Annotated in this window: 10 protein-coding genes; all 10 read right to left on the reverse strand. The window is 42.0% G+C overall.

All coding sequences use genetic code 11. The features are described from left to right. Nucleotides 1-24: 24 nt before the first annotated feature. Entirely contained in the window at nt 25-1,416 is a 1,392-nt protein-coding gene (locus tag MHH41_RS15165) for a glycoside hydrolase family 28 protein (RefSeq protein ID WP_340866519.1), read from the reverse strand. A 20-nt stretch (nt 1,417-1,436) separates the two neighbouring features. Continuing rightward, nucleotides 1,437-2,930: a UxaA family hydrolase gene (locus MHH41_RS15170; protein ID WP_340866520.1), complete on the reverse strand. Its 1,494-nt coding sequence runs from the start codon at nt 2,928-2,930 to the stop codon at nt 1,437-1,439. Beyond that, nucleotides 2,927-4,384 carry a tagaturonate reductase gene (locus tag MHH41_RS15175; RefSeq protein ID WP_340866521.1) on the reverse strand — a complete coding sequence of 486 codons (1,458 nt, stop codon included), beginning with the start codon at nt 4,382-4,384 and terminating at the stop codon, nt 2,927-2,929. Before MHH41_RS15175 ends, MHH41_RS15170 begins: the two co-directional genes overlap by 4 nt. A 59-nt stretch (nt 4,385-4,443) precedes the next feature. Further along, a complete protein-coding gene (locus tag MHH41_RS15180) occupies nt 4,444-5,454 on the reverse strand; it encodes a LacI family DNA-binding transcriptional regulator (protein WP_253622245.1) in 1,011 nt (336 codons plus the stop codon). 68 nt (nt 5,455-5,522) lie between these two features. After that, a complete protein-coding gene (gene uxaC, locus MHH41_RS15185) occupies nt 5,523-6,959 on the reverse strand; it encodes a glucuronate isomerase (RefSeq protein ID WP_340866522.1) in 1,437 nt (478 codons plus the stop codon). A 136-nt stretch (nt 6,960-7,095) separates the two neighbouring features. Then, nucleotides 7,096-8,850: a HAMP domain-containing sensor histidine kinase gene (locus MHH41_RS15190; protein ID WP_340866523.1), complete on the reverse strand. Its 1,755-nt coding sequence runs from the start codon at nt 8,848-8,850 to the stop codon at nt 7,096-7,098. Nucleotides 8,851-8,853: 3 nt separating this feature from the next. Beyond that, entirely contained in the window at nt 8,854-9,576 is a 723-nt protein-coding gene (locus MHH41_RS15195; RefSeq protein WP_106029315.1) for a response regulator transcription factor, read from the reverse strand. A gap of 176 nt (nt 9,577-9,752) precedes the next feature. Next, nucleotides 9,753-10,568 (reverse strand): ABC transporter ATP-binding protein, encoded by an 816-nt coding sequence (locus MHH41_RS15200; RefSeq protein ID WP_137054411.1) that lies wholly within the window; start codon nt 10,566-10,568, stop codon nt 9,753-9,755. A gap of 21 nt (nt 10,569-10,589) precedes the next feature. Next, on the reverse strand, nt 10,590-11,612 hold the full coding sequence (locus MHH41_RS15205) for a FecCD family ABC transporter permease (RefSeq protein ID WP_137054410.1): 1,023 nt from the start codon (nt 11,610-11,612) through the stop codon (nt 10,590-10,592). Further along, nucleotides 11,613-12,665, reverse strand: coding sequence for a FecCD family ABC transporter permease (locus tag MHH41_RS15210; RefSeq protein WP_212045534.1), 1,053 nt, complete (start codon nt 12,663-12,665; stop codon nt 11,613-11,615). Nucleotides 12,666-12,730: the final 65 nt, after the last annotated feature.

Below are 12,730 nucleotides of genomic sequence, written 5' to 3' on the forward strand. Positions count from 1 at the left end.
CTAAAAAGACTGTTTTCCGCCCATCTATTTATTAATTTGTTCCCCATTGATGACGACTTTCTGAAAAGAAGGCGCTACTGCATGCTCCAAAGAAAGTGGATACGTCACATGATCTATGACACAATTTTTCATGTTGAAGTTTGTCACGGGGGAATGTGAGTAGGCGGCTATTTTCACACCATATCGTCCGCCGCTGCTTTTCAGTCCTTCTACTTGAATATGACGTACAACAGGACGATGTGGACCCGCATCCCCTTCCTCATACATCATGTCGATACAGACCACTTCATGCTTTAGGCTTTTGACTGTGTTGTTTTTAAAGTAAATATGTTCAATGGTACCGCCTCTGACAGAGTTGGTTTTAATCCGCAGTGCCCGGTCAAGGTTCGGACTATCCATGACATTATTCTCTGCATAGATATACCTTACCCCGCCAGAGATTTCACTCCCAATCGTCACTCCGCCGTGTCCATCACGCATCTCATTTCTACGAATGACAATGTTCTCAGATGGAATCCCTATTCTCCGTCCGTCCTCGTTCCTTCCAGATTTGATGGCAATACAATCGTCGCCATTATCAAAATAACAATCTTCAATGAGCACATTCCGGCAAGACTCCGGATTGACACCATCTGTGTTTGGTCCATGCCCGATAATATGGACTCCACGGACAATCACATGTTCACTTAGTACAGGGTGAATTTGCCACATCGGTGAATCCTTCACTGTCACTCCCTCAATAAGAACTTGCTGACATTGGTAGGGCTGGATAAAGCTTGATCTTAAATAATGGCCTTCTCCAAACACTCTTTCTTCTACTGGTATTCTCTTTTCAGCCATGTCAAATAGAAGCTGACGATCCCGATCTTGAGAAGGCTGGCCATTCGTGCCATATTTCCAAGGCCACCAATGATGCTCATCTCCTCTGCCATCAAGCGTTCCAGCTCCTGTAATGGCGATGTTTTCTGCATGGTGTGCATAAATGAGAGGTGAATAATTATAAAGCTCAACCCCTTCATATCTTGTCAGTACAAGCGGCAAATAATCCTTTCGGTTTTGGCTGAATGCCACATACGCTTTCTCATGCAAATGCAGCTCTACATGACTCTTCAATTCTAGCGCACCTGTCACAAACGTCCCTTCTGGAATCAGCACACGTCCCCCTTTCAAACGGTGCGCATCATTAATGGCAGACTGGATAGCATCTGTTGAAAGCTCGGTTCCTTTTGCATCTGCCCCATAATGAACCACATTAAATTCACGATCAGGGAACAGCGGTGCTTTTATCTGCTTTAACACTTGATGGATTCCGTTTGCTTCTTTGTCTTTCTTCCCTTGCCTTGCTAAACGAGTGAGTCCGATTCCTGTAAGTACCGTTCCTGCTGTGATATACATCAAATCCCGTTTTCTAGACACGTTCTCATCCCCCAGTCGCCTTAAAGTGTGACACCTGTTTTAAAAATAGCCAGCTCTCTAAAATTATTTTTTTCATGATTTAATAGCTTTCCGCTTGCCACATCAATGACAGTTGAAATGAATTTTTCTAACACAACATCTTCTTGTACATCTTCAAGCAATTCTCCCGCATTAAAGTCAATCCAGTGCTTTTTTGTTTCATATAAGGCTGTATTCGTCGAGACCTTCATTGTTGGGACAAACGTGCCGAATGGTGTCCCTCTGCCTGTTGTAAAAAGAACCAACTGACAGCCAGAAGCGGCAAGAGCAGATGAAGCAACCAAATCATTTCCCGGTGCACTTAATAAATTTAGGCCCTTTCGCTTCAGCAATTCCCCATATTTCAATACATCTTGAATGTCAGAAGTTCCTGCTTTTTGTGTACAACCGAGAGATTTATCCTCTAATGTCGAAATTCCACCTGCTTTATTTCCCGGGGAAGGATTTTCATATACTGGCTGTCGATGATCCATGAAGTATTGTTTAAAGTCATTGATCATTTGCACAATATTGTCGAAAGTCGCTTCTGATTCCGCTCTCTCCATTAAAATCGTTTCTGCTCCAAACATTTCGGGCACTTCTGTTAACACTGTCGTGCCGCCTTGAGCAACAATAAAATCGGACAGCCTTCCTAAAAGCGGATTTGCGGTAATACCTGAGAATCCATCTGATCCCCCGCACTTCAAGCCGATTTTCAGCTCAGATAACGGGATTTCTTCACGGTGATCTTCTTTCGCTGCCTCATAAATTTCCTTGAGTAAAGCGACTCCCGCCTCAATCTCATCTCCTACTTCTTGGCTTCTTAAAAATTTCACTCTCTCATGGTCATATTCACCTAATGTAGACTGAAAATCTTCAATGTCGTTATTTTCACAACCAAGTCCGAGGACGAGCACTCCTCCAGCATTGGGATGCTTCACGGCATTTTGTAAAATGATTTTTGTATTCTCATGATCGTCCCCAAGCTGTGAGCATCCATAATTGTGCTTTAATACAAGAGCTGTTTCAAACGGATGGATGCTTCCGCCCATTTCAGCGGTAAAAATTTGAATGATTTGATCGGCGATGCCATTTACGCATCCAACGGTTGGGACAATCCAAAGCTCATTGCGAATCCCGCTTTTCCCATTTTTTCGTTTATATCCTTTAAATGTAAGATTCGTTTTTTTATAGGGGTTATTTGTAAATGAAGGCTCGTATTCATAATCGAGCTTGCCTGATAGATTGGTTTTGATGTTATGTGTATGCACCCATTCTCCAGCAGAAATGGCAGTCGTTGCATGCCCAATGGGGTAACCGTATTTCATGATATTCTCTCTTTGCTTGATATCAGCCAATGCAAACTTATGACCTTTGGCGATGGTCTCTTTTAAAATAACGGAATGATCTTGATAATGCAGCTCCTCCCCTTGTTCAAGTACTTTTAAAGCAATACCGACATTATCTGAAGGGTGAATCACAATAAAATCTTTCATGCCTTCTCCCCCTGACTTTCATATTGATGCTGCAGCATTCGTTGAACAGCCGCTCTCATCCCTTGCTCCTTTATGAGGGTAAGCTGATCAGCTACAGCGTGAACCAAATCATTTATATCCGTTAAATTTTTCCCCCATAATGACTCACATGATAGAATCTTAGCTGCGATCGCTTCATTAGATTGGTTCTCTCCTTCAAAGGCTTCCTTCATGAATACCAGTACAGTCTCATCATCCTTTATCTTTTCTGCATGTGCTCTGTAAAAATAAATGAGGCTGCTGAGTGAAAACACGAGTTTCATTGGCAGCTGTTTCTTTTGCTCAACATAATCGAGCAATGACGGAAGATTACGGGTTCGAAACTTAGATACACCATTAAGCGCAATATCCAGCAATTGATGCTTCACAAATGGATTGCAAAAGCGATCCCAAACCGATTGTGTATAAAGAAGAAGCTCATCTCGAGAGAGCTCAAGCCCTGGCAGCACTTCCTCCTCCAGCATCCGCCGGATGAACGTACCAACATCCTCATCATCCACAGCTTCTTTTACAGTTTCTACCCCGCATGAGTAAGCGATTGGCACCATCGCTGTATGGGCACCGTTTAAAATCCGTACCTTGCTCATGCGATAAGGCGCAATATCCTCTACAAAAAGGACATTTAAACCTGCTTCTTGAAAGGGAAGCTCTTTTTGTACGAAGACAGGTGCTTCAATAACAAAGAGGTGATAGTATTCTGCCGTGACAAGCAACTCGTCGATATACCCCTCTTCCTTTTGAACAATTTCAGCTGCTTCCTTAGAAAACCCAGGAACAATCCGATCCACAAGCGTATTACAAAACGTATTGGCTTCCTTGATCCATGTGATAAACGCAAGCGGCAGATCCCACTCAGCTGCCATGTCTATCACATATTCCTTCAAGCGATCACCGTTATGTTCGACCAGCTCACATGGAAGGATGATCAGCCCTTTTTGTTCATCTCCAGCAAATGCTTTAAACCTGTGATATAGGAACGCCGTCAGCTTTCCTGGAAAACTCGCTTGCGGTCGATCCTCCAAGCGATCCGCCTTTCTGAACATTAGTCCTGCCTCTGTCGTGTTGGAGAAGACAAAGCGGAGATCGGGGTTTTCAGCTACTTGTAAAAAAACATCATAATCCGTATACGTACTGATTCCTCTGCTGATCGATTGAATGACCATCCGCTCATTCATTTCTTGCTGGTCATGATAGCCCTGTATACATAATGTGTATAAGCCATCTTGTTCATTTAAAGCTGCAACAGATCCTTTTCTCGGGGGTACAACAACAGCTCTTCCTTTAAAATCTGTGCAGTCGTTCAGCTTTTGGATGTGCCAATTAATAAAGCCTCGCATAAAATTCCCTTCACCAATCTGCAAAATCGTTTCCGGATACTCAGGCACCGGGTATAGGGCTTTTGATAAACGTTTCAAATGGATTCCCCTCTCTGTAATTTATGCACACGTGAACATTCTTCTATAAAAGATGCTGATTACTGCACCTTTTTGACTGAATCCCTGATCATCAGCTCTGTGTGGACATACATTTTTTCCATATGATCCTCTTCCTGCTCTTCACCGTTTATGACGGATAAGATGGCTTCTGCTCCAAGTGCACACATTTTTTCGATTGGCTTTTTCACCGTTGTCAGTGCAGGCGTGGTATAGGATGAAAATGCAATATCATCAAAACCAATAATAGAGATATCGCCTGGACACGTCTTGCCCTTTGCGTATAAAGCATTCATCGCACCAATGGCCATGTCATCGTTAGAGCAAAAAAGCGCTGTTGGCGGATGATCAAGGGTCAGCAGAGATTCCATTGATTCATAGCCGCTTTTCATATGGTAGTCACCCGTGATCATATATTCTTTTTTCATAGGAATATGGTGATCAATTAACGCTTGGAGAAAGCCAGCTTTTCTCTCCTGAGTCGATTTAAAGCCTTCTTTTCCTTCAATGATGGCGATTTGTTGATGGCCTTGCTGAATGAAATAGTGCGCTGCCTGATATGCTCCTTGACTATCATCTGCTAATATATTCATCACTTCATTACTTTCTACACGACGGTTCAGCACAATGATTGGAATGCCCTGTTTCTTGACATGATGGATAAACGCTTCATCGTGCTCGCTTTGGCTCATCAGCAAAATGCCATCGTAGCGCTGTTTATGAATGGTTGTGTAATCGTGAAAATCGTCAATACCCCTAACAAACAGATTGTAATGCTCTGTCATGACGCTATTGACACCTTTTAACGCATCCACAAAGAAGCTTGAGGATGTGCCTTCTGTTAAACTCGTGAAAAACAGACCGATTGTAAACGATTTTTGTGATACAAGGCCTCTGGCATGGACATTTGGTGAATAGTTCAGCTGTTTTGCAATCGACAAAATCTTTTGTTTTGTCTTCTCTTTAATAAAAGGACTGTTATTCAAAGCCCTTGATACTGTGGTATGAGAGACATTTGCCAATTTTGCTATGTCTTTAATTGTGACTGTCATGCTATTCCGCCTTTTATGATTTTTTTCCATCTTATCATAAAACCGCTTTCATTTTCTTACCTTTTTCCTCATGTGATTTTACTTTGATGATGGAGCTGCTTTGCCCGGTCAAATTGAAAATATTGCTTGGCATTTTCATAGCTGATTCCTTTCACAATCCCCCCTAACAGCTCAAGGTCGTAGGGGACTTCTCCTTTTTCTACCCAATCCCCGATGATATCACAAAGCAGTCTTCGGAAATATTCATGCCTTGTATAGGACAAAAAGCTTCGTGAATCTGTCAGCATCCCGATAAAACGGCTGATCAGTCCGATACTGGAAAGAGCCATCATCTGCTCTGTCATTCCTTGCTTCGTATCATTAAACCACCAGGCTGTTCCGTGCTGCATCTTCCCCGGTGTCTTCCCGTCTTGAAAGCTTCCAGCCAACGTTGATATCACTACATTGTCCCTTGGATTTAAGGAATAAAGAATCGTGTTTGGCAATGCATCTTCTTGTTCTAAACGATCTAATATTCGGCAAAGCGGCTTTGCAATGTCTTCGTCATTCATCGCATCGTACCCCGTATCTGGTCCGAGCCTCTCAAACATTTTCGTATTGTTGTTTCTAAGTGCATTGATATGAAGCTGCATTGCCCAGCCACGCTCACAGTAAGCCTGACCTAGCATAATGAATGTCTCTGTTTTAAATTTGATCTTCTCTTTTTCCGTCAATGGATGACCAGACATTCTTTTATGAAAGATGGTCTCCACTTCTTCTTGTGCCGTTTCTTCATATGTCATTTCATTAATGGCATGATCTGAGATCAAGCAGCCGTGATCATGAAAAAAATCAATTCTCGCACGGAGGGCATGTAAGAAGTCTTGGTAGGATTGTATCGGGATAGCTGAAGCCTCTGCCAGCTCATGAACATATTTTTCAAACAGATCATTCGCTATATCGAGTGCTTTATCAGGTCGAAACCCTGGAAGCACTTGTACAGAGAATCCCTCTTCCCGCAGTTTTTGATGATATTGAAGAGAATCGACCGGATCATCTGTTGTGACAACGGTTTCAACGTTTGATTTCATGATGAAGTCTCTCGCCCCAAATCCCTCTCCTTGCAGCTTTTCATTGACTTTCTGCCAAATGATGTCTGCATTTTTTTCATTTAATAGGTCTTCGACTCCGAAATACCTTCTCAGCTCTAGATGAGTCCAGTGATAGAGCGGATTTCCTATGGTCATAGGGACGGTCTTCGCCCACGCCAAAAATTTATCATCATCAGATGCATCCCCCGTGACGTGCGTTTCAGGGATGCCGTTTGCTCTCATGGCACGCCATTTGTAATGATCTCCATAAAGCCATGCCTCGGTAATATTTCGGAAGGTTTTATTTTCATAGATGTCTTTAGGACTTAAATGACAATGGTAATCTATGATTGGAAGATCCTTTGCAAACTCATGGTATAACTTTTCCGCCGTTGGACTATTTAGTAAAAACTGCTCATCTAAAAAGGCTTTCATCAAATTCCCCCATCCCTCTTATCGTATGAAAATGTTTTGTTCACGTTAACAATTTAATTGTAATCGTTTACAAAGTTGATTTCAATCCTAAAACAGGAAAAAACGATCTCCTTTTGAAAGGAAAATCGTTTTTTGGCTATTTTACAGGAGGTGATTTTTTTAGGATAATCGCAATAGCTGTTCCAGCACCTTGTTCACTTTCCACTTGAATATCACCGTCATGCAGCAAGACAAGCTCTTTTGCTATTGCCAGACCAAGTCCTGTTCCATTCGTTGGGTCATTTGTATTTGTCCCTCTATAGTAGCGGTTAAATAAGTGATCGACCGTTTCTTGTGCCATTCCGCATCCGTTGTCTTTCATTTCGATCCGAACTTCTTCATTTGTTTCAGATAAGGTAGCTGTAATATGAGTTCCTTTTTGGTTATGCTTGACTGCATTCGCTAGCAGGTTCTCAATCACTCGTCTGAACCAGGCTTTGTCGATCTCAAACATGACACCATCAGTTTGATCTTCGAAGGAGGAAGGGAAATCTTCTGAAAATGAGCTCCTTGAAAACTCGTCCATAATGGATGCTAAGAATTCACCAAGCTCGATCGGCTTTCGATTAATAGGCAATGCGCCATTTTTTAGTCGATACGTGAGGTTTAAATCTTCAATCAAGGTCGACATATATTCTGATTTCTCACGAATCACCTGTCCCATTTCCATGACTTCTTCCTTGGACCATTGATATTGATCAGATTCAAGCATGAGCCCGTAGCCGTAAATCGTACTAAGAGGTGTTTTCAGATCATGAGACAATCCTGCAATCCATTCTTCCCTTGTGGTTTGAATTTTTCTTCGGTTTGCTTCATTCTCTTTTAATGTAAGCGTGAGCTGATCCATTGTTTTTAGGATATCCTCAAATAATCGGTATTCCCGCTTAATACGACCTTTTTTATTTTTACTGATTGGAATTCCTTTTCTATTTGTTGGTTCCTGCAATTTATTTCTAGATAAGAAAATCAGCCAGCGGATAATGTGATAGATCGGCAGTCCATAGCGATACGAGTACCATAATGTCATGACGATAATAATCGTAATCGCAAGACCTGCAATTAAGATGGTCGTATATTGATTTAAAGCGTCTGTTTCTTTATCGTATAATCCATCTGGGGTGTATACTTTATTTGGTACAGAAATAATGATATACCGGTTTTTATTCACCCTGATATAAGACAGATCACTTCTAAACTCCCAAGGCTTTGATTGATACTTGAGCAGTTCAACATCTGTTACCTCATGTTTCAAATTGGTATTGGCTCGAATACCTTGTAAATATTTCCCTTCATCATTGAACAGATGCACCGATCCATTCATTCTCTTCAAGAATTCTTTCGTTTCAACCGAATATTGAGATAATGCAGCCAAGTCTTTCTCGTGTTGCTTCAGATAGTTGGCGACCTTTGTGCTGTTCGTTTTGAACCCGTATAGCACGATAAAGCTTTTTTGATCAATTTCAATTGGCCAGAAGTACATCTTGTAATCTTTATATTGCCTTTTTTCAAAGATCTTGATCATTTCATCCTTTTGATAGGAAGTTGGAATGGACTTAGGGCGGTGATAGCTATAGACGTTATCCTTTTTTGAATCAATGACTTGCAGCCATCCGTCTCGTTTTCTCACTGCTTGTTTCAGCTGATCATCGGCTTCCATTTTTCCATCCTCATTAAAATAAAGCCAGCTCATGAGTGTATCTCCATCAGCTTTTGTTAAACCGGTTTCAGCCATGTTCTCGTAGTATTTTTTTAAATATAAATTATCAGAGAACGTATTTCCGATGATCAAAATGGCAATCACAATAAACATTTGTCCGACAAAGTGAAAGAAGAGTTTTGCTCGTAGATTCATAAATTATTTAAGAACCTTTGCTGGGTGCGGTATAAATTTATAGCCCATACCACGGATCGTCACAATATATTCTGGCTGACTCGGATCTAGCTCGATCTTTTCTCTCAGCTTTCGGATATGAACCATCACGGTGTTGTTATCACCATATGATGGGACGCCCCATACTTTCTCATAGATTTGATCTTTTGAAAGAACCACATTCGGATGATCACAAAAGTACTTCAGCAAGGAAAGCAGCTGAGCTGAGCATGCAGTCACCTCTCCTCTTACTTTCAATTCGGCTGAATGAGGATGATAAGAGAAATGGGCATATTCGTATTGACTTTGAGCCTCATCGTGGTCTTCCTTTAAAGAGATATATGTTCGGTTTAAGTGAGCCTTAATTCTAGCCACTAGCTCTAGCGGGTTAAATGGCTTTGTGATGTAATCATCTGCTCCTTGAGCAAAGCCGGTCAGTTTATCTACATCAGACGTTCTTGCAGTTAAATAGAAAATGGGCGCTTTCGTATATTTTCTCATTTCAGGAAGAATATCAAAACCAGACTTACCGGGCATCATCACATCTAGAAGTAAAAGGTGGATGTCCTCGTTTTTGACAACATCTAATGCTTCATCTGCATGGTAGGCTTTATAAATATGCTTGAAACCTTCTTTTTTTAATACGCGTTCAACCATTTTTACAATTGCTTCTTCGTCATCTGCAATCAATATTTTTGCTGTTTCCACGCATCTCTTTCCTTTCTAGCTATGATCTCTAACCGTATATTACCATTGTCTAAAGTAAAAAAGTACCTCTTTTCTGCATAAAAGCGAAAAAATATCAACTGGAGAAAATGGCAGCACTAGGAAGTTTCAGAGACGCAAAAAAACTCGGCTATTCCACCGAGTTCCTTTTACTTCTATTATCCATTCACAGCTTCTAGCTTTCTTTCATGATTCATTAAGTCATATGTTAAACAGATCGGCTTATTCGTTCTAGGGTCAAGTACGATTTCTGCATCAATGTGGAATACCTGACCAAGCACCTCTTTGGTCATGACCTCATGAGGCGTCCCATCTTTGATGACTTTTCCTTGATTGAGGGCAATCATGTAATGAGAAAAACGTGCCGCATGATTCAAATCATGAATGACCATCAACACAGTACGTCCCTGCTCTCTGTTTAACCGTTCTAACAGCTGAAGAATTTCGAGCTGATGTGCAAGGTCCAAATACGTCGTCGGCTCATCCAATAGAAGCAGTTCTGTTTCCTGGGCAAGTGCCATCGCAATCCATACACGCTGACGCTGTCCACCAGAAAGTGCTTCAATTGGCCGGTCATGAAAAGCAATCATACCCGTTTCTTCAAGTGCCCATCTGATGATTCGTTTATCTTCATTTGATAAGCGTCCAAATCCATTTTGATGTGGGAAACGTCCATATGACACCAGCTCATACACTGTCAGTCCACTTGGTGCTTCGGGCGTTTGCGGTAAGATCGCCATTTGTTTTGAAATTTCTTTTGTAGGCGTTTGATGAATAGCCTGACCATTTAAGTAAACAACGCCTTGATTGGACTTCATGATACGGGACATTGTTTTTAAAATCGTTGATTTTCCGCACCCATTCGGTCCAATCAATGTCGTCACCTTGCCTTTTGGGATACTGATATTTAAATCGTCTACAATCAAACGGTCATTATAGCCAATACAAAGCTTTTCTGTTTCGAGCGATTTCATATGTTGTACTCTCCTTCCTTCTTAGTTCGTTTTCATCAATAAGTAAATGAAGTAAGGTGCGCCTAAAGCCGAAACGACAAGACCAACTGGCACCTCTGATGGTGCAAGTATGACGCGGCCAAGTGTATCTGCCAGTAATAATAACAATGCGCCAATCAACGCGGAGGCTGGTATCATTCCTTGATGCTTTGGTCCAACAAGCTTTCTCGCCAAGTGCGGTGCGGCTAACCCTAAGAACGAGATACTACCTGCAACAGCGACACTAGCACCTGCTAATGCAACAGCAATCAGCATAAAAAAGCTTCTTTCTTTATGAACCGAGATCCCTAAGCCGTAGGAAAGCTGGTCACCTAAATTCATGATATTTAAGTAACGTGCTCTCACAAACGCTAACACAAGGAAAATAAGCATCCATGGCAGAACTGATAGGACATACGTCCAGCTCGATCCCCAAATGCTTCCTGATAACCACACGATGGCTTGGTTAAAATCATTTGGGCTCATTTTTAATTGAATAACCACAATTGCTGCTGAAAACGCAGCATTCACGCCAATACCCGTTAAAATCAATCGAACAGGTGTGATGCCTTTTTTCCACGCTAACACATAGATGAGAAATGCAGCAAAGCCTGCACCTACAAAAGCGAAGAGCGGCAGTACAAAGATCGTAAAATCACCTAGGTTTGACATCGTACCTTGGAAAGCAAAAATAAACAAAACCACTGCAAAGCCTGCGCCCGCATTGACACCAAGAATGCCTGGATCGGCTAAACCGTTTTGAGAAACACCTTGCCAAATCGCTCCTGATACAGCGATAGAAGCGCCAACAAGTAAAGCGATGACCATTCTTGGAAGTCTGAACTCGAATAATACAAGCTCATCCATTTCACTTCCGAATCCAAAAAATGTTTTCAATGTATCCATCGGAGAAATGCGAATTTCTCCGGTATTTAAACTAATAAGGAACACAGCCACGATCGCCAAAAAGATCATGAGCATCGTTCGTTTGTATTTCTTTTTCTTTGCCTGCTGCACCATTTCCATCTAAATCCCGCTCCTTTCACGTCTAGCTAAATATAAGAAGAAAGGAACGCCTATAATTGCAGTAATGGCACCGACTGGCGTTTCAAATGGGGCATTGACCAGCCTTGCAGCAATGTCTGCATAAATTAACAGAACCGCCCCTAAAATAGCTGAGCATGGGATAATCCATCGATAGTCAACTCCGACCAAGAAACGAGTGACATGAGGAATCACAAGCCCGATAAAGCCAATAGTACCGGCCACTGAGACAGCAGCACCTGTTAGAAGAATGACGACCAATATTCCAAGTACCTTGACAGTTTTCGTGTACTGTCCAAGCCCTTTTGCCAATTCATCACCTAAGCTGAGAACAGTGATCGAGCGGGCAAGAATCATTGCGATGATCAGCCCCGCAACCGCAACTGGAATGATGACCTTAATATTGCTCCAATTCACACCAGCCACGCCGCCAGCATACCAAAAGCTCATGTCTTGAGCGACGTCAAACCGGATGGCAATTGCTGAGGAGATGGAGCTTAAAAGTGCCCCAACAGCCGTACCAGCTAGTGCGAGCTTCACTGGGGTCAATCCACCTTTTGAAAGAGTACCGACACCAAACACAATAGAGGCAGCGAGTGCCGCACCAACAAATGACCAAAGAATTAATGTAAAAGAAGATTGTCCTGGGAAAAAAGCAAACGCAATGGCAATCGCAAATGCAGAGCCATTTGTCACACCCATAATTTCAGGAGACGCAAGCGCATTTCTTGTCATGCCTTGCATAATAGCTCCCGATACGGCTAAAAAGGCACCGACGAGTGCAGCCCCAACTGTACGCGGCAGCCTCAATTCCCGGATGATTTGATGTGAAGTTTGCTCATGATCAAATTGAAAAATGGCTTCCCATACCGTGTGAAGATGAATATTTGCTGCTCCTAATGATACCGATAAAAAAAGACCAAATGCTAAAGCGATAATTCCTATGATGACAACAACTGCTGTTCCAAAGGGTTTCGTGACAATATCCATTGCATTGTCTTTGGCCGGCAGCTGTTTATTCGATTGTGAGCCCAAAACCAGTCTCTTCCTTTCCGTTCATATCTATTCCTTATCAGTGATAATGATTATCAATCTCGAAG

It is taken from the genome of Bacillus sp. FSL K6-1145, from assembly GCF_038003425.1.
Classification (GTDB): domain Bacteria; phylum Bacillota; class Bacilli; order Bacillales; family Bacillaceae; genus Bacillus; species Bacillus pumilus.